This is a genomic window from Glutamicibacter nicotianae (genome assembly GCF_016907615.1).
Classification (GTDB): domain Bacteria; phylum Actinomycetota; class Actinomycetes; order Actinomycetales; family Micrococcaceae; genus Glutamicibacter; species Glutamicibacter nicotianae.
In genome coordinates, this window is the sequence record NZ_JAFBCH010000001.1 from 698,461 (window position 1) to 718,212 (window position 19,752).

Annotated in this window: 16 protein-coding genes; 10 read left to right on the forward strand and 6 right to left on the reverse strand. The window is 60.5% G+C overall.

The features are described 5' to 3' along the window. Positions 1-55 precede the first annotated feature (55 nt). A complete protein-coding gene (tadA, locus tag JOE62_RS03490) occupies positions 56-538 on the reverse strand; it encodes a tRNA adenosine(34) deaminase TadA (protein WP_204720379.1) in 483 nt (160 codons plus the stop codon). A gap of 169 nt (positions 539-707) precedes the next feature. Between tadA and upp the strand changes: the two genes are divergently transcribed. Beyond that, entirely contained in the window at positions 708-1,355 is a 648-nt protein-coding gene (gene upp, locus JOE62_RS03495) for a uracil phosphoribosyltransferase (protein ID WP_204720381.1), read from the forward strand. A gap of 35 nt (positions 1,356-1,390) precedes the next feature. Here the strand turns inward: upp and JOE62_RS03500 are convergent, their stop codons facing one another. Both JOE62_RS03500 and JOE62_RS03505 read right to left on the reverse strand, forming a co-directional pair. Beyond that, positions 1,391-2,902 (reverse strand): sensor histidine kinase, encoded by a 1,512-nt coding sequence (locus JOE62_RS03500; RefSeq protein WP_204720383.1) that lies wholly within the window; start codon positions 2,900-2,902, stop codon positions 1,391-1,393. Then, entirely contained in the window at positions 2,899-3,639 is a 741-nt protein-coding gene (locus tag JOE62_RS03505; RefSeq protein ID WP_038992352.1) for a response regulator transcription factor, read from the reverse strand. The genes JOE62_RS03500 and JOE62_RS03505 overlap by 4 nt, the downstream gene beginning before the upstream one ends. A gap of 616 nt (positions 3,640-4,255) precedes the next feature. On the opposite strand from JOE62_RS03505, the gene JOE62_RS03510 reads away from it, so the two are divergent. From JOE62_RS03510 to JOE62_RS03525, 4 genes are all read left to right on the forward strand, one after another. Beyond that, complete coding sequence (locus JOE62_RS03510) at positions 4,256-5,041, forward strand: winged helix-turn-helix domain-containing protein (protein ID WP_204720385.1); 786 nt, start codon at positions 4,256-4,258, stop codon at positions 5,039-5,041. Positions 5,042-5,110: 69 nt separating this feature from the next. Beyond that, positions 5,111-5,638: a SixA phosphatase family protein gene (locus JOE62_RS03515; RefSeq protein ID WP_141358849.1), complete on the forward strand. Its 528-nt coding sequence runs from the start codon at positions 5,111-5,113 to the stop codon at positions 5,636-5,638. A 227-nt stretch (positions 5,639-5,865) separates the two neighbouring features. Beyond that, positions 5,866-6,993, forward strand: coding sequence for a DUF1611 domain-containing protein (locus JOE62_RS03520; protein ID WP_204720387.1), 1,128 nt, complete (start codon positions 5,866-5,868; stop codon positions 6,991-6,993). A gap of 8 nt (positions 6,994-7,001) precedes the next feature. Continuing rightward, positions 7,002-8,615, forward strand: coding sequence for an ABC transporter ATP-binding protein (locus JOE62_RS03525; protein WP_204720389.1), 1,614 nt, complete (start codon positions 7,002-7,004; stop codon positions 8,613-8,615). On the opposite strand, the gene JOE62_RS03530 is transcribed toward JOE62_RS03525, so the two are convergent. From JOE62_RS03530 to JOE62_RS03540, 3 genes are read right to left on the reverse strand one after another with little or no spacing between them, the layout of a single operon-like run. Further along, entirely contained in the window at positions 8,612-9,223 is a 612-nt protein-coding gene (locus JOE62_RS03530; protein ID WP_204720391.1) for a TetR/AcrR family transcriptional regulator, read from the reverse strand. The genes JOE62_RS03525 and JOE62_RS03530 overlap by 4 nt on opposite strands. Then, positions 9,220-11,550: a YhgE/Pip domain-containing protein gene (locus JOE62_RS03535; RefSeq protein WP_204720393.1), complete on the reverse strand. Its 2,331-nt coding sequence runs from the start codon at positions 11,548-11,550 to the stop codon at positions 9,220-9,222. The genes JOE62_RS03530 and JOE62_RS03535 overlap by 4 nt, the downstream gene beginning before the upstream one ends. Further along, on the reverse strand, positions 11,547-12,470 hold the full coding sequence (locus JOE62_RS03540) for an ABC transporter ATP-binding protein (RefSeq protein WP_204720395.1): 924 nt from the start codon (positions 12,468-12,470) through the stop codon (positions 11,547-11,549). The genes JOE62_RS03535 and JOE62_RS03540 overlap by 4 nt, the downstream gene beginning before the upstream one ends. A 311-nt stretch (positions 12,471-12,781) precedes the next feature. Between JOE62_RS03540 and JOE62_RS03545 the strand changes: the two genes are divergently transcribed. The 5 genes from JOE62_RS03545 to JOE62_RS03565 all read left to right on the forward strand — a co-directional run bounded on the left by JOE62_RS03545 (position 12,782) and on the right by JOE62_RS03565 (position 19,698). After that, entirely contained in the window at positions 12,782-14,608 is a 1,827-nt protein-coding gene (locus JOE62_RS03545) for an ExeM/NucH family extracellular endonuclease (RefSeq protein WP_338085737.1), read from the forward strand. Between the two features lie 269 nt (positions 14,609-14,877). Beyond that, on the forward strand, positions 14,878-16,209 hold the full coding sequence (locus JOE62_RS03550) for an ABC transporter substrate-binding protein (RefSeq protein WP_038990247.1): 1,332 nt from the start codon (positions 14,878-14,880) through the stop codon (positions 16,207-16,209). 90 nt (positions 16,210-16,299) lie between these two features. Beyond that, entirely contained in the window at positions 16,300-17,400 is a 1,101-nt protein-coding gene (locus tag JOE62_RS03555; RefSeq protein ID WP_121866123.1) for a carbohydrate ABC transporter permease, read from the forward strand. Positions 17,401-17,434: 34 nt separating this feature from the next. Further along, positions 17,435-18,280, forward strand: coding sequence for a carbohydrate ABC transporter permease (locus JOE62_RS03560; RefSeq protein ID WP_239543577.1), 846 nt, complete (start codon positions 17,435-17,437; stop codon positions 18,278-18,280). Further along, entirely contained in the window at positions 18,280-19,698 is a 1,419-nt protein-coding gene (locus JOE62_RS03565; RefSeq protein ID WP_204720401.1) for a GH1 family beta-glucosidase, read from the forward strand. Before JOE62_RS03560 ends, JOE62_RS03565 begins: the two co-directional genes overlap by 1 nt. The last annotated feature ends 54 nt before the right edge of the window (positions 19,699-19,752 follow it).

Sequence of the window (19,752 nt, forward strand, 5' to 3'; positions counted from 1 at the left end):
AAAACAAAAACGAGAGCGCCATTTTTGGTCTGAAGTGGTCCGAAACACATCAACGTCAGCTTCTACCGCGTTTGCCTCGGAAGAATTCACGCAGCAGGTCGCCGCATTCGTCTTCCTTGACCCGCGAATGCACCTCGACCCAATGGTTCAAGCGTGGTTCGCGGACGATATCGAAGACCGAGCCGCACGCGCCGGCCTTTTCATCCCACGCCCCGAAGACCAGCTGGGGAATGCGCGAGAGGACGATGGCCCCGGCGCACATGGCACAGGGCTCCAGGGTTACCACCAGCGTGCAGTCCGATAAGCGCCAGCCATCGTCTTGTCCCGCGGCTTCCAGGGCTTTGACCGCATTGCGGATGGCGACCACCTCGGCGTGCGCTGTCGGATCCTTGACCGCCTCGCGCTCATTTCGCCCGGTGGCCAGCACTTCGCCTTCGGGGGAGAGGATGACGGCGCCGATGGGCACATCATCAGTAGCCAGCGCTTTGCGCGCTTCAGCCAAGGCGAGGTCCATCCAAGCATCAAATTCGTGCACCATAGTGCTTTCACTTTACGTGTTTTGCGACGGTTGCCGGGAGCAGGGAGTCTGCTGCGCTGCCCACTACGCCGAAGTTTGCTGTTTCCTTGGGCACACCAAAGACCTTTAACAGCGGGAAATCGAGGATTTCTCTCGATTTGCCTGAGGCGGTGCTGATAGATTTCTACTTATGCGCGTACAGGTAGTCGACCACCCACTGGTGGCACACAAGGTTTCGGTTCTTCGTGATAAGAACACCCCATCCTCGATTTTCCGCCAGCTGACCGACGAACTGGTCACCCTGCTGGCTTATGAAGCCACCCGCGAGGTGAAAACCGAAAACGTTGAGGTGCAGACCCCGGTCGCCACCACCATCGGCACCTCGATTGCCAAGCCAACCCCGCTAGTTGTCCCGATCCTGCGTGCAGGCCTGGGCATGCTTGAAGGCATGACCCGCCTGGTTCCAACGGCTGAAGTCGGTTTCCTGGGCATGGCCCGCAATGAGGAAACTCTGGACATCATCACCTACGCCGACCGCGTGCCAAACGACCTGACCGGTCGCCAGGTCTTCGTGCTGGATCCGATGCTGGCCACCGGCGGCACCTTGGCCGAGTCCATCAAGTTCATTTTCGAGCGAGGCGCGGAATCCGTCACCTGCATCTGCCTGATCGCCGCTCCTGAGGGCGTCGAGCGCCTGAAGGAAATCCACGGTGGCGACGACCGAGTGCACATCGTGCTGGCGGCGATGGACCAGAAGCTGAACGAGAAGTCCTACATCATCCCAGGCTTGGGCGATGCCGGCGACCGCCTGTATGGCGTGACCCCGCCGATTGCCTAGCATCAGCTAAGCCATGCGCCCGGAGGCCGCGGTGATTACACCGCAGCCTCCGGCGTTTCTTCATCGGTTTCGGGTTCGTCCAGCGGCAGGCGGACCTCGAAGACGGTGTCTCCCGGCGTGGACGCAACCGTAATGCTGCCGCCATGGGCTTCGACGATGCTCTTGGCGATTGGCAGGCCCAGCCCGGTGGTGCCGTCCGAGCCGGAGCGCGCCTTGTCGGCTCGGGTGAAGCGCTCGAATACCCGGGGCAGGAATTCGGGGGCAATGCCTTCGCCGGTGTCGTGCACCCGGATGACGGCTTCATCGGCGTCCTCGTCGCGGTCCACCGATACGGTGACGGTGTTCCCGGCGGTCGTGTGCTTGCGTGCATTGGCCAGGAGATTGGTAATCACCCGCCGCAACGAGGACGAATCGCCGTAGACGAAGGTCTGCGGCGCCTGGCAGTCGAACTCCCAATGGTGGTCGCTCGCGGTGAGCTTGAAGTCTTCGGTGATATCCGCGGTGAGCGAGCACAAATCGATCTTGCTGCGCTTGAAAGCATTCTCTTCGTCCAGGCGGGCCAGCAGCAGCAGATTCTCCACCAGCGAGCTCATTCGGCTGCTTTGCTGCAGCACCCGATCCACCGAGCGCTGCCCGTCTGGGGAGAAATGCTCGGTAGCGGAGAGCAGTTCGGTGTAGCCACGGATCGCCGAGAGCGGCGTGCGCAGCTCGTGCGAGGCATCGGCGACGAACTGGCGCATCTGGGCCTGGGATTTCTCGCGGGCGGTCAGGGCTGTGGCGACGTTGCTGATCATCGCATTCAGCGCATTGCCGACATTGCCCACCTCGGTGCCGGGGATGGCATCGCGTGCGGGCACACGCTGGGTCAGGTCCACTTTGCCCGAATCGAGATCTTCGGCGGCGACCGAACTTGCCACGGCGGCCACACGCTTGAGCGAGGCCAGCGAACGCGAGATGAGCCATGAGCCGGCCAGGCCTGCACCGGCGATCAGGATCAAGGCAATGAACAGCGTCAGCCACGCCATGCCGCGCAGTGCCAGATCGGTGCCGTGCAGGGGCAAACCGACGATCAGGATGCCGTTGGAGCCGGAGTCCTTCACGGCGACCAGGTAGTAGTCTCCCACGGTCAGGTGGGCGCGTACCGGCTTGAACTGCCCTCCGGCACGCAACGTGCTCAGTTCGAGATCCACCATCGGGATGGCGTCTTCCTGGCTCAGCTGCTTCAGTTCGCCGGTGCGTTCATCCAGCACGCCACCGTTGAAGACGTACTTGTCGACGAATCGGGCGGTCAGCGTGCCGGCCGCCTGGCCCGGGGCGTCCAACCGGGAGTTCACCGCTGGCGCGCCCTGCGAATAATTCAGCGCGCGTTCGGTGGTGAGCCGCAGCTGGCTGTTGAGCTGGTCCATCAACGTCTGGCGCATGCCGGCGTTGTAGAGCAGGCCGAGCAATACGGATACTGCGGTGACCGAGGTCAGCAGGATGAGCAGCAGCTTGCGTTGCAGCGCGTGCGGCGAGCTCACCCTGGTATTCGGGGAAAAGAAACTCATGCAGCCGGCTTCAGCACGTAGCCGACACCACGCACGGTATGGATCATCGGCTCGGCATCAACATCGATCTTCTTGCGCAGGTACGAGATGTACAACTCGACGATGTTCGCCTGCCCGTCGAAATCGTAGTGCCAGACGTTGTCCAGGATCTGCGACTTGGACACCACACGGCGGGCATTGCTCATCAGGTAGCTGAGCAGATCGAATTCGGTGGCGGTCAGCGAGATTTCGCGGCCTGCACGCGAGACATCGTGCGAGTCCATGTTCAGCACCAGGTCGCCAACTACTAGTTCAGCGGAATCCGCGGTGGCCGCGCCTGAACGTTCCACGAGCCGGTGCAACCGGATCAGGACCTCTTCGAGGCTGAAGGGCTTGGCGACATAGTCGTCTGCACCGGCGCCCAGGCCTTCGATGCGATCCTCGACCGCGTCCTTGGCGGTCAGGAAGAGAACGGGGATCTCCGGGAAATGGGTGCGCACCTTGCGCAGCACTTCCGGGCCGTCGAATCCGGGCAGCATCCAGTCGAGAACCAGGACGTCAGGGGCCAAGGAGCGGGCGGTTGCTACGGCTTCCGGCCCATCGTGGGCCATCGTGGCTTCCCAGCCGAGCATGCGGGTTCCCATGGCGACCAATTCTGCCAGCGAAGGTTCATCATCGACCACGAGAACTTTGATTGCCGTGCCGTCAGGGTGGGTCAGCCGAGGCAATTGCGAAGGTGAAAATCGAGATTCATTCATGTTTATCAGCTTGTCCTATTGCCATGGGCTGAGAATATGTTTTTGCTGTGTGCGAGCTATGACTGTATGTCAATTTTATGCGGAGAAAACCGAAACCGATAGTGGTTAATTTGGTCAACCCCTAAGAACGACGAATGATTGAAGCGTGGACAAGCCGTAGTGATGAATGGATATTCAGGCCTCTGAGTGGGCTAGGCAAAATGACGAAGATCAACTGATGGCTTGAGCATATTGTTTAGTTAAGCGCTTGGGCAGTCCAGAATTGCCTAAAGTGGCGTGTGTCACGTTTGGAAACATTCGTCTCACTATGTGGACATGAGTGTCCATTGTTACTTGCAAGTTGCCAATGTTACGAGGAAACTAGAGATGTGAGTACGGCGCAGAACAGCAAAGGCACCTCGAATAACCACCTCGAATTGCCCGCGATTGTTCTCAAAGAATGCTCGGCATCCTTGGCGTCCAGATCGAATTGCGAGTGATTCGCAATCCGGATTCTGGGTGTTATTGACGGGAAACCCAACTGCTGAACGTGGACGAAGGCCGCGGACAGCGCAAGCAAAACCCGAAGCATGAGCGCCAAACCACTTGGCCTTCGCACTAAAAGAGGAAAAAGATTATGTCGGCTGGTTCCGGATACGTCCACGTTTCAATTCGCAATGCGCAGAACCGCGCAGCAGCTGCCCAGCGTGCAGCTTCTGGCAACTATGCACCAGCGGGCTATCGCCCACTGCGCGCAGTTTCCAATGTTCATGAAACTCGTGATCCATCGCATCAGCCAGCTCAGGCTCCAGTGCAGCCAATCGGCCAGCCGAGCGCCGATACCTCAGCGCGCGGCTTCGTGCTCTACGTAGGCCTGGATGAAACCGCAGCTCAGGCGCAGGGCACCTCGCTGGGCAAGCTTGCCACCCAGGTGCGCGCCTTCCTGGCCACCCTGTCGCCGCAGGCGCAGACCCACGCTGCCGTAGCGCTGGCACCAACCAGTGCGCAGGGCGAGCCAATCGATGTTGTTCGCCAGGCACTGGGTGACCCGACGGTTTCCCGCCGGCCTCGCGCTGAAGCCCGCCCATCCACCCCGCGCCCATCGGGTGTGCTGATTGACCTCTCGCGCCGCGAAGTCTACCTCGATGGCGAAACTCTGAACCTGACCTTCAAGGAATTCGAGCTGCTGAACTTCCTCGTGGAAAACGGCACCCGCACCGTAGGCCGCGAAGAGCTGCTGGAAAACCTGTGGCGCAACGCCGAAGAAGTCCCCAACGAACGCACCATCGACGTGCATATCCGTCGCCTGCGTTCGAAGCTGGGACGCCTGGCCAACACCGTGCGAACCGTGCGCGGCCAGGGCTACCGCTTCTACGAGCACCCAGAAGTAGTTGTCTGGGCTGCTCCGGAATACTCCATCTAGTAGTTGCCGACAGCAGTGGCGGGCAAACCGGGTTCGGTTTGCCCGCCACTGCTGTCTTAAGCTGGGACAATGAACACCATTCACTCCCGCAAGCTCATTCTGATGCGCCACGCCAAAGCCGACTACCCGCTAGGCGTCGCAGATCACGACCGGCCGCTGGCAGCCCGCGGCCACCGCGAGGCTCCCGCTGCCGGAGCCTGGCTTGTGGAGAATGACCTGATCCCGGACTACATCATCTGCTCCGATGCGCTGCGTGCGCGCGCCACCTGCGCGTGGGTGCTGTCCGAGCTTGGGGAAAAGGGTCCAACCCCCTACATTGACTCGCGCATCTTCACCGCGGGCGTCTCCCAGTTGTGCTCCATCATCAATGAGGTGCCGGATACGGTCAGCTGCCTGCTGGTGATCGGGCATCAGCCGGTGCTGCAGGAATTGGCGTTGCGCTTGGCCGCTATGGACTCGGATGAAGAAGCCGTCTACGAGCTGGCAATGAACTATCCGACCCTGGGGACCACGGTGCTGGAAACTTCGCACCCGTACTCGCATTTGGATGCCCGTGATGCGCGCGTCACACATTTCACCGCACCCCGGCCTGCATGAGGGAAGTCTCATAAAGATTTTTCTAACGCACTAGTCAGCCTGTAAATAAGTGATGATCTGGATGTATGAGAAGCAGATGATAACCCTCTCATCGAATCCACCTCGTCGTCTCATGAACCGTTCATTTTGAGTTCACTATTGCTCGTTTCACTAGGAATCGTTGGCAGCACAGCCAGCACCGGCACACGGAAACCGCAGGCCGGAAACAGTGAAAGAGGAACAGGCAAATGGCCATCATCGCAGAATCGCTTCCAACGCAGACCACCGCAGCCCGCAATGAAGTGCAGCAGCAGATCGATGCACAGCGTGCTCGCGCCATCCGCGCCGCCTACACCACCCGCTTTGTCGCAGCCGAGCTGCAACGCAACCCCCAGGATTTCCAGGTCGTGCGCCGCACGAACATGGCGCCTCGTGCCGGCGACGTCGTGATTGCCACCGTCACCGAGCTGGGCAAGCACACGCGCCTGCAGTCCCCGGTCTCCCGCCGCCAGCTGATGTTCGTCGGCCAGGAGATCATGGTCGCCTACGGCGACCGCTACGCACCGGACCAGTTCCTTGCCCACGTGCCGCAGAACCTGGGCCCCTGCCAGCTGGTGGCAGGCGGCGGCGTCGCCAGCGAAGTCATCGAGCAGCACGCCTCGATCGACATGGCGACCCAGCTGCAGCCAACCGGCCTGCTGATGCGCCACGGCAAGGTCGTGAACCTGGCGGACTTCGCACCGCTGGGCATCCAGGACGATTCCCCGCGTCCAGTGCAGGCCGGCGCCCAGCGCCCGCCGGTGATCGCGGTGCTGGGCACCTCGATGAACTCCGGCAAGTCCACCACGCTCGGATGCCTGGTCAACGGCCTGGTCAACTCCGGCATGGCAGTTGCCGCCGGCAAGGCCACCGGCACCGGAGCCGGCAACGACCCGGACCTGTTCACCGATGCCGGCGCCTTCAGCGTCTGCGACTTCACCGACTTCGGCTTCCCGACCACCTACCGCCTGGACTACGAAACCGTCCGCGACCTGCTGGTGGCGATGATCCGCGAGCAGAGCGCCACCGGAGCGGACGCGGTGGTCATCGAGATCGCCGACGGCCTGTTCCAGGGCGAAACCTCCCGCTTGCTGCTCGACCCGGTCTTCTCCGAGCACGTGGACCGCGTGCTGTTCAGCGCCCAGGACGCGCTGGGCGCACTGGCCGGCGAACGCATCCTGCGCGAAGCAGGCCTGGATGTTGCCGCGGTGTCAGGAGTGCTCACCGCCTCCCCGCTGGCCGCGAAGGAAGCCCAGGCGAAGCTGGCCACCCCGGTCATCGGTACCTTCGACCTGTGCCAGGCCGAGGTTGCCGCCGCGCTGCTGCCAACCCGCTAGGAGCCGCAATGCTGGACCAGAAGACCGCCGCCGCGCAGGTGGCCCAGCCCGAGCGCCTGCCGCCACTGGTAGCTCCCGGACGGCGGATGCTCCTGGCCGGATTGCTCAGCCTAGGGGTTCTCGCCGGCCTGCTCTCGATCGCCATTGGCTGGCTGATCGGACAGCTTTCGGCCAGCCTCAGCGCCGGGGCGCTAGCCGCGGTGCTGGGCCTGGTCGGCTGTTTCTTCCTGGCCAAATACGCTGAACGGGTGCTGGCCGAAAAGCTGGGCCAGCACTATGTGGCCCAGCTGCGCCGCGGGCTGGTAGCCCACGCTTTGCGCAGCGCCCGCGGACCGTCCATGGGCATCACCATCGCCCGTTCCACCAACGACCTGTCCTCGATCCGCAACTGGATAGTGCAGGGCATGGTCCCCCTGGTGGCCGGCCTGCCGCTGCTGCTGGTCAGCGGTGCGGGCCTGGGGTTCTTGCATCCGCTGCTGGCCGTCAGCCTGGCCGTGACACTGGTGCTGGAAGGCATCTTGCTGGCGGGCCTGGCCGGCGGAACGTTCCTCAGCGCCCGGACCCTGCGCCGGCACCGCGGGAACCTGGCCGCGCGCATTGCCGATACCGTGGCCGCACGGACCGCGATTGCCGCCGGCGGCGGCATCGAGAGGGAGGTGCAAAGGGTGCAGGACACCTCGCAGAAGGTGGTTGACGCGTCCGTGCATCGCGCCCGGTTCGCCGCAGCCCTGCGCGGCGGAGCTTTGGCCATTCCGCTGCTGGGTACTGCGCTTCTCGTGGCCGCGGCCGCGCAGGCGCAGCTTCCGGCAGCCGCCGTGGCGACCGCGCTGACGCTGATGGGAATCTGCGCGGGAACCCTGGGTGAATGGGGCCGCGTGGTGGAGTACAGGCAGAATTACAAGGCTGGCCGGCGCATCATCGCGCCGCTGCTGGCCGAGCAGGATCGCTGGCAGGCCAGCGAAGCATCGCCGGTGAGCACCCGCGATGCCAAGGAGCTGATGCTCCAGTCGTCCTCAGTGCGCATCCAGCTTCCGGAATCGATGGCCGGGAATTTCCCCACGCTGCGCGCCCAGCCCGGGCAGCGCATCGCGGTGCGCGGAAACCAGGGGGACTGCGCCACATTGCTCGCGGCCATCGCCACCGGCAGCCTGGCGCACGACGCCGACCCGCAGGCAGGGGTGTGGATCGCCGAGGGGCGCAGCGAGGATTTACCCGCGACCGGCCGCCGCAAGCTGATCGGCGCCGCCTTGGAGTCCATGGTTCCCGAGCGCGGCAGCGTTGCCCGCGCGCTGCGCTACCGCCATCCGGGCGCGTCGCTGCGCAAGGCAGTGGCTCTGGCCGAAACCTGCGGGCTCCAGATGGCCCACCTGCCCGATGCGGAGGAAACCCGCTTGCGCCGGGGCGGAGAACCCCTGAATTCCGCGCAGCAGGCCTCGCTGCTGGTGGCGCGGGCGCTATTGCGCGAACCGCCGCTGCTGGTTCTCGATTCGCTGCTGGCCCGCCTGCCCGATGATGCCTATGCCACGGTGGCCGAATTGCTCAACGACTATCCCGGGGTGCTGATCTTCAGCGGCGAATTGCCGGGCATCAGCGAAACCGCCAGCTGGGACGCGCGGGCCTAATTGCTGGCTGGTGGACGGGTGGCACGCAGCCCGTCCACGGTTAGCAGCACGGCGCGCACCGTCTGCTCGCGGTCCAGATCAGTCCGTCCCGAGGCGCGCATGCGGGCGGTGAACAAGGCTGAGCCGAAAATGCTCGTGGCTACCGACAGCTTCTGCTCCGGAGCGAGCACCACGAGGCGCTCGAGGACCTCGATGATCAGCCCGGTCACCTGCGTATTCAGCGGGGTGCCGGCGAATGCATTGGCGGTGTCGGCATCCAGCTGCTCCTGCATCCACAGATGGGCGAAGGCCGGGTAGCTGGCCACGAAATCCATGGCGAATTCCAGCATCTGGCGCAGCGCCAGGTAGGGGTCTTCCGCGGAAGCAACGCGTGCCAGTTCGCCCATGAGCTTCTGCGCGCCGTAGCTGAGCAGCTGGCTGACCAGCTCGTCCTTGGAACCGAAATTGTAGTAGACGGTGCCCTTGGAAACGCCGGCGGCCGCGGCGATCTCGTCCACCGAGACGGACTCGGGGGAGCGCGAACCGAGCAGCCTCATGGCCGCTTCGAAGAGCTTTTCCTTCGAATCCGTGGCGCGCACGCGGCGGCGCTGGCCGGTTAGCGTTGTCATTCCTTCAACTCCGGCTGCAGTGTTTTCAGGGTCCAGGTCTTGCCCTTACGTACCGCAAGCATGCTCAGCAAGAGCCCGATCGCGGTGTAGATGAGCAAGGAGCCTGCGACCGCGGAGAGCACATTCAATTCCGCTCCGTACACCAGGTGACGCAGTCCGACGACCACATTACCCATCGGCAAGATCTGGTGCAGGAAGTGCAATGGCGCTGGCAGGGTCTCCCACGGGAAGGTACCGCCGGCGGTGACCAGCTGAAGCACCATCAAGACGAGCACCACAAACTTGCCGGCAGTTCCTAGCAGGGCGAAGCAGCCTTGGATGAGGGCGCTGAAGCACAGGGCGGCGAATACCAGAAGGAACCATGCCATCCATGGGTGCGCGGTGTGTAGACCCAGTCCGAAGTGCACGACCGCGTAGAGCAAGCTGGTCTGGATCACGGCAACGGCCGCGAATGGTATCCAACCACCGAGCGAGATCTTCCAGTTGCTGCCGTTGGACAGCAGTGCGCGCTTGGTAATGGGGCGCATCACCTGGGTGAGGATCAGTACACCGATGAAGGTCGCCAGCGTCATGAAGAATGGGGCTAGACCCGCACCATAGACTTGGGCTTCGGACTGCTTGGTGTTCTCTACCGTCACCGGGTTACCGATCACATCGGAGAGCTCTTCACTGGTCTTCTTATCGGGGTTAGGAACCTGCTTGACGCCGTCATCCAGGCCCGTGGCCAGCTCGTTGGAGCCATCTTGGAGCTTGGTGGTACCGTCGGACAGATCGCCGACACCATCGGAAAGCTGGACCAAACCGCTGTGGAGCTGGTCGGCGCCGGTCACCAGGGAACCGGCTCCGGAATCCAGCTTCTTGGCACCCTCGGAGGCCTGGGTCGCACCGGTCAGCGCGGACTTCTGGCCTTCGGCCAACTGCTTGGCACCGTCGTGGGCGCTGTTCGCGCCGGTGGCAAGTTTCGCTGAGCCGTCAGCGGCCGAGGAAATTCCGTCAACGAGGCTTGGTACCGCAGCGTTCAGTGTCTTGGTGCCCTGGGCAAGGGTGCCCAGGCCGGTAGCGAGCTGTTCGTTGCCATCGGCGACCTTGTCGGCACCATCCGAGAGTGTGTGCAGATTATCTTGCAGTCCTGCAAGGCCGGTGTTGACCTCGTCCACCTTGTTCTTCAGGGTGTTGCTCAGCGTCGAGTTCTCCACGCTGTCGCTGACCTTGGACTTGATGGTGTCTGCCTGCTCTTGGGTCAACACTCCGTCGGTCACCAGCTTGTCCAGCTCGGCCTGCGTATCGGTCTTGACGTTCTGCAGCTGCTTGCCGGTTTCGTCCTGCAGCTCGTTGATCACCGAGATGGCGTCATCGGCGGTGTCGGAGAGCTGCTTATTTCCGTCGGCGACCTGGCGTGCGCCGGTGGCCAGCTGGTCGGCAGCGCTCTTGGCGCTTTGGGCACCGTCATTGAGCTGTTTGACCGAGCTTGGCAGGGTCTTGGTCTTGGACTTCATGGTGCTCAAACCATCGCTGAGCGTATCTGCACCGGTGGCTAGCTCTCCGGTGCCATCGGCCAGGGAATTGCTGCCATCGAGCAGTTTCTTCTGACCGGTGACCAGCTGAGAAAGGCCACTGGAAAGTTCGCTGGTTCCATCCTTGAGCTGGACAGCACCGTCGGAGAGTTCACTACTGCCATCAACAAGCTTGGTGGTGCCATCGGCCAGGGTCACGATGCCATCACCGAGGGTGATCGTGCCGTCGTAGAGCTGTTGTGCGCCGTCCGCGGCTTTATCCATAGAGCTGTGAATGTCTACAAAGCCGGCGATCATCGCCGATGCGGTTTCGGTGCCGACTTCTTCGGAGACCGAAGTGCGCACCGAGGTGGTCAGGGTCCGTGCGAAGTTGGAGACCATGAAGTTATTCGCGTCATTGGTCAGCAACTCAATATTGGCCTGGCTGGCATCTTTGAAGTCGCCGGGGGACAGCAGCGCAGCGGTGAAATTATCGGGTAGAACGAGGGCGAAGGCGTATTTGCCGCTGGCCACCGCGTCGGCGGCTTCGTCTCTCGAATCGAGATGCGCCCAGCTGAAGGTCCCATCGTCTTCGAGGTTCTCAACGACATCGTCGGCGACACGGGTGAATTTGCCGTCCTTTTCCCCGCCGTCATCGAGATTAACGACGGCCGCGGTGACCTTGTCTAAGTTTCCCTGGGGGTCCCAGTTGGCGTAGAGGTAGAGAGCACCATAAAGCAGAGGCACACAGGTCACCGCGATGAGCGCCAGCTTTGGCAGGGTGCCACGGGTCATGCGCTTTAGCTCGGAGAGCGCAAGTTGCAAAGTGGTCATTCTTTTTCCTTCGCGTCGCTATCCTCTGCGACAGTTGGTACTGCGTCGCTGTGTTCTGTCGGTGTGGATTCTTGCTCCGCGGACTTGGGCTCCACTGTTTCTGGAACGTCTAGATCCAGCTCATCTTGAACAGATTCTTGCGACAAAACCTCTGTTTTATCGGGTTCCTCTAGTTCTGCAGGCGCTTCAGAATTTTCGGGCTCTTCTGGCTCTTCTAGTTCTTCGGGTTCTTCTGGCTCTTCAACCAGAGGTTCTCCGGAGATGAGCGCGGTGGCTTCTTCCGGTGATTCAAATTCTTCGTACTCGTTGGATCCCAGGTAAGTGATCGGTCCATCCCACTCGTAAGGGGCGTTACTGACAATGGCGACGATCGCGAATGCGCGGTTCGAGCCAGCAAATTCAAGCAGGAGATCCAGCCAGACATCATCTTGCATGTCGTGGCGATCAGGGGAGTCAAGGACTATAAGTTCGATGCGGGAGTCTTCTGCGGCCAGTAAAAGTTGCAGTTCCAACCGGCGGGCGGGATCTAGGGAATCTGCCCAATCCTTGGCCACATCATCGAATCCGTGCAGTGCCGTCCACTTTTTATTGCGTGGTTTTTTCCAGATCGGGCCCGGCAGAAGGGCGAGGTCTTCGGCGATGAGATCGCGGACCTTCATATGTGATTCAGGTTCGTTGACCTCTGGAGAATCCAGGAGGGCAGTGTGCTGGCGCAGGGTTTTCAGGGAGTCAGCGTGACCCCACGAGACGGTCCCCGTAGATGGTTTCATGCGCCCGCTCAGGGCTAGGGCCAAGGCGGTACGTGAGATTTGCGGGTCGGCCACCACAAGGTGTACCTCTCCGCGAGTTACTTGAAGCGAGGTGGGGGACACCAGTAAATCGTGGCGTCCCTTGACGGAAACTGAATCTGCGATAAGCACAAAACAAGACTAATTGAACTGACCGGTCAGTTCAAATAGGGAAAATATTCCTTTAATCACGTCTAGACGTAAACCGCTTGATGCTCTTGGATGGTTCTTGGCTAAGCCTTATAAACGCGGTGTGGAGTTCACGAGTAGTTCACTGAACTCTGATTACCTCGAAGCCTAGTCGCCATTGGCGGTTCTGACTACCGCCCAACGATCATCAACCGAGGGAAACTATGAGCAAGAGACGAACTACCAGTATTGCGGCAGTTCTGCTGTCCGGGGCTGTTGTTGCATCCACCTTCACCGCAGCTCAGGCTGACACGGTGGAGATCACCCCCATCGAGCAGGTGCAAGGTACGGGGGATACCTCCCCATTGGTCAGCCAAAAGACCACCGTGCGTGGCGTGGTGACCGCCGCCTATGCAGAGGGTGGAATTCGCGGATTCTACCTACAAAGCGCCGGTAGTGGGGCACAGATTCCAACAGACGGAAGCTCGGCGGTGTTCATTTACGCCCCGGACGATGTAGCTTCAGTTGAGGTCGGGGACCACCTGCAGGTCTCTGGAACGGTCAGTGAGTACTACGGGCTCACCCAGATCAAAGCCCAGAGTGTGAAGTCCCTGAGTGAGCCGGCCGAAAGCATTAAGCCATTGGCCATCACCTTGCCTAGCGACGAAGCCGGGCGCGAGCAGATCGAATCCATGCTCATTGAACCTCAGGGTGAGTTCGCTGTCTCGGATAACTATTCGCTGAACCAATATGGTGAACTGACCCTAGCCATGGGAACAAGCTCGATCCTCCCAGGCGAAAAGCTGCTGCGTCAGCCCACCGACGTCTTTGCTCCGGGCAGTGCGCAGGCCGCTGAGCTGGGGAAAGAAAACGAGCAGCGCTCGATCGTGGTGGACGATGGTGCGACCTTGAATTTCAGCACCGCCAAAAACACCACCGTTGCCCTGCCATATATTGATTCTGCCCATCGCGTCAGTGTTGGAGCGGAAGCCACTTTCACCGGACCGATGATTCTGGACTACCGGTATGACCTGTGGCGACTACAGCCTCAGGGGCAGGTGATCGGCTCCGATGACGCAGATATCGCCTTGCACTTTGAGCAGATCGATAATAGTGCCCCACAGGATGTCGGCGGCAACGTGTCCGTAGGTAGCTTCAACGTACTGAACTACTTCACCACTACCGGCGATGAACTTTCCGGTTGCAGCTACTACTCGGACCGCGAAGGTAATCCAGTGACCGTCCGTCAAGGATGCGACGCTCGTGGAGCTGCCAACCAGGCCAGTTTTGAACGTCAGCAGTCCAAAATTGTTGCTGCGTTGAGCAAATTTACCGCGGATGTCGTGGTGCTTGAAGAAATTGAAAACTCGGCCCGTTTTGGTCAGGATCGTGATGCTGCCCTAGCTCATCTGGTTGATCAGTTGAATTCGGCAGCCGGTTCAAAGATCTGGAAATTTGTCCCAAGCCCGGATGCTACCCCGGCTGATGAAGACGTGATCCGCACCGCGATCATCTACCGCAACAAAGCTGTGAAGCCGATCGGCGAATCGGTCATTCTCGAAGACGAGGCCTTTGATAATGCGCGCGAACCACTGGGCCAAGCCTTCCAGAAGGTCGGCGGAAATCAGAAGACTCGTTTTGTGGTCGTAGCCAATCACTTCAAGTCGAAGGGCTCAGACCCGAAAGACGGTTCGGGCAACGCTGACTCCGGCGATGGCCAGGGTGCCTGGAACGCCGATCGAGTAGATCAGGCTAAGGCGCTGGTCAGTTTTGCTGATCAGCTGAAGAAGTCACGCAACACCCAGAAGGTCTTGCTCGCTGGCGACTTCAATTCCTACGCTGCCGAAGATCCAATTCGAGTGCTCGCCGAGGCGGGCTACGTTGATCTCGGTGCCAAGGCTGACTCGCAGAGCTACGTTTATGGTGGGCTGAGCGGTTCCTTGGATCATATTCTGGCTTCCCCAGAGCTGGCTTCCAAGGTCACCGGCCAGGATATCTGGAATATCAACGCCATCGAATCCGTCGGCTATGAATACAGCCGCTACAACTACAACATCACCAACCTGTTTAGCTCGAACCAGTACCGTTCATCGGATCATGATCCGGTTCTGGTTGGATTGCAGTTGAACAAGAAGGGCTAGTTTCAGCTAGTTTTATCGGCCAGGCAACTCCCAATGGGGCAGTTGTCTGGCCGATTCTTTCGTTAAGGGTTGACAAGCAGAATCCATTGTGGAAAATTATGGAAGAAGTTTTGTGAGAGCGCTCACAAAATAGCTAAGCGGAGTTGCTGTCATTGCTATGGCAAATGGGGTTCAGGAAGAACCCTCATATTTTTGCCACATTTTGAGAGCGCTCTCAAAATATGTTGGTCTCACCTCACTCGCACAAACAAGACTTGAATGGAGTCACCGTGAACCCCTCACGAACAGCTCGGCTAGCCAAGGTTGTAGCCCTGAGCTCAAGTATTGCCCTGCTCGCAGCAGGCTGCGCATCGGGCGATAGCAAGGACGCCGCCCAGCCAGCCTCCGCGGATAATCCTGTCACCCTGACCATCACCACCTTCGGCACCCAGGGTTTGGATCCTCTGTACAAGCAGTACGAAGCCGATAACCCAGGCATCACCATTGAAGCCACCAACATCGACACCGGTGGCAACGCACTGACCGACTGGAAAACCAAACAAGCCGCGGGCGCAGGCCTGCCGGATGTTCAAGCTGTGGAAGAAGGCTGGCTCGGCCAAGTCATGACCGTTTCAGATAGCTTCACCGACCTCAACGAATACGGTGCCAAAGATATCGCCGGCGACTGGGTGGACTGGAAAGTACAGCAGGCCACCGACGCCGATGGTCGCACCATCGGCTACGGCACCGACATCGGACCTATGGGCTTGTGCTACAACAGCAAGCTCTTCAAGGCAGCCGGTCTGCCCAGCGATCGTGAACAGGTTGCCGAACTCTTCGGCGGCGCCGACTCGACGTGGGATGACTTCTTCTCCGTGGGCGAGGACTACGTGAAGAAAACCGACAAGGCCTTCTATGACCAGTCCGGCTTCGTCTGGAACGCCATGGTCAACCAGCTCGATGAAGGCTACTACAAGGCTGATGGCTCACTGAACATTGAGGGAAACACCGCACTGCGTGAGCGGTGGGATCAACTGTCGGCTGCAGCGTCCAAGGGCCTGTCCTCGGCGCAGACCCAATGGGACTGGGGCAAGGGACAAGCATTTGTCGACGGCTCCTTCGCAGTGATGCCATGCCCAGGCTGGATGTTGGGCAACGTCAAGGGTCAGGTTGAAGGCGCCGGTGGCGACGCATCGGACGGTTGGGACTTTGCCGATGTCTTCCCTGGCGGCGCAGCCAACTGGGGCGGTGCATTCCTGACGGTGCCAAGCACTTCCAAGCATCCCGCTGAGGCGGCCAAGCTCGCGCAGTACCTGACCAACGCCACCTCGCAGGCGACTTCCTTCGAAGAAGCAGGAGCCTTCCCAAGCAACATCGAAGCACAGAAGTCCAAGGCTGTGACCGGTGAGAACGACCTGACCAAGTTCTTCAATGGTGCACCGATCGGTGAAATTCTCTCGAACCGTGCCGAGGGCGTAAAGGCACAGTACAAGGGCGCGGATGATTCGGTGATTCAGGAGCAGGTCTTCGGTCCAGCAACTATCGCCATTGACAAGGGCACTGACGGGGACACCGCGTGGAACACGGCTCTGTCAACGCTGCAGGAACTGGAAATCAAGTAATCGGATTGGCCGACATAGCGCCCTGTGGGGTCAGCGTTCATCACTGACCTGGCCCCACAGAGCGCAACTGCAGCAGAAAAGAAGACACCGATGAGCACCACGACACCCATGTCACGGCCGAAACTACGGGCCGAAAAACCCAGTACGCCCACCCCAGAAAGGCTGCAGGAAGCCAAGGCAGAACGCAAAATGCGACGCCAGCACCTGCGTGGCCGACTGGATTTTAAGTACTCCCCATACCTTTATATCTCGCCCTTTTTCATCCTCTTCGCGCTGGTTGGGCTCTTCCCACTGATCTACACCTTCGTGGTATCAATCAACGACTGGGACCTGCTAGGTGGAGCCGGTGACTGGGTGGGGCTGAAAAACTACCAGGCAGAACTAGCCTCACCGCTGTTCTGGAATTCGCTGTTCAACACTTTCAGCATCTTCCTGCTCTCTGCGATCCCGCAGCTGGTGGTCGCCACCTTCATCGCAGCGATGCTTGATCAAAATATCAGGGCCAAAACTTTTTGGCGGATGAGCGTGCTGGTTCCCTACGTGGTGACTCCGGTGGCTGTCACGCTGATCTTCTCCACTGCCTTCGACGAGAAATACGGACTGATCAACAACCTGCTCGGTGCACTGAACCTGGACACGATTGCCTGGAAAACCGATGTGTTCCCCTCCCACATGGCTATTGCCACCATGGTGAACTGGCGTTGGACTGGGTACAACGCGTTGATCTTGCTGGCGGCCATGCAGGCCGTACCTCGCGAATTACACGAATCGGCGGCGATCGATGGGGCAGGAATGATTCGCCGTTTCTTCTCCATTACCCTGCCAAGTATCCGTCCCACCATGATCTTCGTGATCATCACAGCGACCATCGGCGGTTTACAGATCTTTACCGAGCCCAAACTCTTTAACCCCAGTAGTTCGGTTCCGGGCGGACCTGATCGGCAGTATCAAACCACGGTGCTTTATCTGTGGGATCTGGCCTTCAACCGCGGGGACTTTGGGCGGGCCTCGGCCGTGGCTTGGATGCTGTTTTTGATCATCATCGTGATCGGAGTGATCAACTTCTTGATCTCCGGCACCATCGCCTCGTCTTCAGATAAGCGCGGACCTCGACGGATTCCAGGCCGAAAAGCCAAACGTATCAAATCCCATCCTTCCGGTTCACTCAGAGAAAGTGCCAACGATGAGTAACGCTACCTTGCAATCAACTGCTAGACCCAAGTTGATGCGCCAGGCCCGAAACAAGAACTTTTCTGCCGACCGGCGTCCAGGATTTCTCACCTACGGCATCCTGCTGGCCTTCCTTATCGGAAGTACCTATCCGCTGTGGTATTCCTTTGTGATTGGTTCTTCTACTGGTGCAGTCTTTTCTTCGGCATGGCCACCGCTGCTTCCGGGCGGACAGTTCTGGACTAACGTGGCTGAGGTCTTTGACTCGGTGGAGTTCTGGGCTGCGCTGGGTAACAGCTTGATTGTTTCTTCAGTTATTACCTTCTCGGTGGTGATGTTTTCTACCCTTGCCGGTTACGCCTTCGCCAAGCTGCGCTTCCGCGGGCGCCAGGGACTGCTGGTTTTTGTCATTGCAACACTGGCGGTGCCGACTCAGCTCGGGATTATCCCGATGTTCATGATGATGAAGGAACTGGGGTGGACCGGTTCTTTGGGAGCGATCATGATTCCAACCCTGGTGACAGCCTTTGGCGTCTTCTTCATGCGCCAGTATCTGTTGGATAATATCCCCGACGAGCTCATCGAGGCTGCCCGAGTGGACGGCGCCTCCATGATCGGCACCTTCTGGCATGTCGGTGTCCCAGCGGCCCGGCCCGCGATGGCGATCCTGTCGCTGTTCACCTTCATGACCGCGTGGACCGACTACCTGTGGCCGATGCTGGTGGCGCCGCAGAACCCGACCTTGCAGGTGGCGTTGAGCCAGCTGCAGTCTGCACGATACGTTGACTACACCATCGTGATGAGCGGAGCCTTGATGGCGACGATCCCGCTGCTGGTGCTTTTCATTCTTGCAGGCAAGCAACTTGTATCCGGAATTATGGCAGGAGCTGTAAAGGGCTGATGATGAACCACCTATCCCAGCAATTCGCATGGCCGAAGGACTTCTTGTGGGGCTCTGCCACCGCGGCAGCCCAGATCGAAGGGGCGGCGCACTCCTACGGGAAGGAGGATTCCGTCTGGGACGCCTTCGCCCGCAAGCAGGGGGCCATCGCAGGCGGCGATAATCTCGACGTTGCGGTGGACCACTACCACCGCTACCGCGAAGATGTGCAGCTGATGCGCGAATTGGGCCTGGACTCCTACCGCTTCTCCACCAGCTGGGCCCGCATCGTTCCGGGCGGGCGCACGGTGAACCCCGAGGGCCTGGACTTCTACTCGCGGCTGGTCGACGAGCTGCTGGAGAACGGCATCCTGCCGTGGCTGACCCTCTACCACTGGGATCTGCCGCAGGCCCTGGAAGAGCGCGGCGGCTGGGCCAACCGCGAGACCGCGTACAAGTTCCTCGACTACGCCGAAGCGGTGCATGGAAAACTCGGCGACCGGGTGAAGCACTGGACGACCTTCAATGAACCGCTGTGCTCCTCGCTCATCGGCTACGCCGCCGGCGAGCACGCCCCGGGACGCCAGGAGCCCGAGGCCGCGCTGGCCGCGGTGCACCACCAGCACCTGGCCCACGGGCTGGCCGCATCCCGGCTGCGCGAATTGGGCGCCGAGCAGATCGGTATCACGCTGAACCTGACCAACGCGGTGCCGAACGACCCGAAAGATCCTGTGGACCTGGAAGCCGCGCGCCGCATCGACGCGCTGTGGAACCGCATGTACCTGGATCCGATCCTGCGCGGCGCCTACCCGGAAGACCTGCTCGAGGATGTCAAGGGATTGGGATTGACCGAAGCCATCGAGCCCGGGGACCTGGAAATCATCGCGCAGCCAATCGACTTCCTGGGCGTGAACCATTACCACGACGACAACGTCTCGGGCCATCCGCTGCCAGCCGGCCAGCCGCCGGCCATCGTGCCCACCGATGCGCCGAAGTCCTCGCCGTTCGTCGGGAGCGAGCATGTGAACTTCCCGGCCCGCGACCTGCCGCGCACGGCCATGGGCTGGGAGGTGAATCCCGAGGGGCTGCGCGTGCTGCTGAACCGCCTGAAGCGCGACTACAGCAATATGCCGGCGCTGTACATCACGGAGAATGGCGCGTCCTACACGGATACGGTCACCGAAGCCGGAACCATTGAAGACACCGAACGCGAGGAATACATCCTCAACCACCTCGATGCCGTCGCCCGCGCGATCGGCGATGGCGTGGATGTCCGCGGCTACTTTCTCTGGTCCTTGCTGGATAATTTCGAATGGGCCTGGGGCTACGCCAAGCGCTTCGGAATCATCCACGTCGATTACCAGACGCAGGAACGGACGATCAAGAATAGCGGCCGGACCTACGCGGGGTTGATTGCCGCGAATCGTACAATGGCATAAGACCTGAGCATGGTGGCCCGCAGCCCGCTGCCGGTGCTGCGGGCCATCATCGCG

Excerpts from the sequence above, each read along its gene's own strand:
- tadA (WP_204720379.1), bottom strand. The coding sequence starts at position 538 with ATGGTGCACGAATTTGATGCTTGGATGGACCTCGCCTTGGCTGAAGCG.
- upp (WP_204720381.1), top strand. The coding sequence starts at position 708 with ATGCGCGTACAGGTAGTCGACCACCCACTGGTGGCACACAAGGTTTCG.
- JOE62_RS03500 (WP_204720383.1), bottom strand. The coding sequence starts at position 2,902 with ATGAGTTTCTTTTCCCCGAATACCAGGGTGAGCTCGCCGCACGCGCTG.
- JOE62_RS03505 (WP_038992352.1), bottom strand. The coding sequence starts at position 3,639 with ATGAATGAATCTCGATTTTCACCTTCGCAATTGCCTCGGCTGACCCAC.
- JOE62_RS03510 (WP_204720385.1), top strand. The coding sequence starts at position 4,256 with ATGTCGGCTGGTTCCGGATACGTCCACGTTTCAATTCGCAATGCGCAG.
- JOE62_RS03515 (WP_141358849.1), top strand. The coding sequence starts at position 5,111 with ATGAACACCATTCACTCCCGCAAGCTCATTCTGATGCGCCACGCCAAA.
- JOE62_RS03520 (WP_204720387.1), top strand. The coding sequence starts at position 5,866 with ATGGCCATCATCGCAGAATCGCTTCCAACGCAGACCACCGCAGCCCGC.
- JOE62_RS03525 (WP_204720389.1), top strand. The coding sequence starts at position 7,002 with ATGCTGGACCAGAAGACCGCCGCCGCGCAGGTGGCCCAGCCCGAGCGC.
- JOE62_RS03530 (WP_204720391.1), bottom strand. The coding sequence starts at position 9,223 with ATGACAACGCTAACCGGCCAGCGCCGCCGCGTGCGCGCCACGGATTCG.
- JOE62_RS03535 (WP_204720393.1), bottom strand. The coding sequence starts at position 11,550 with ATGACCACTTTGCAACTTGCGCTCTCCGAGCTAAAGCGCATGACCCGT.
- JOE62_RS03555 (WP_121866123.1), top strand. The coding sequence starts at position 16,300 with ATGAGCACCACGACACCCATGTCACGGCCGAAACTACGGGCCGAAAAA.
- JOE62_RS03560 (WP_239543577.1), top strand. The coding sequence starts at position 17,435 with ATGCGCCAGGCCCGAAACAAGAACTTTTCTGCCGACCGGCGTCCAGGA.
- JOE62_RS03565 (WP_204720401.1), top strand. The coding sequence starts at position 18,280 with ATGATGAACCACCTATCCCAGCAATTCGCATGGCCGAAGGACTTCTTG.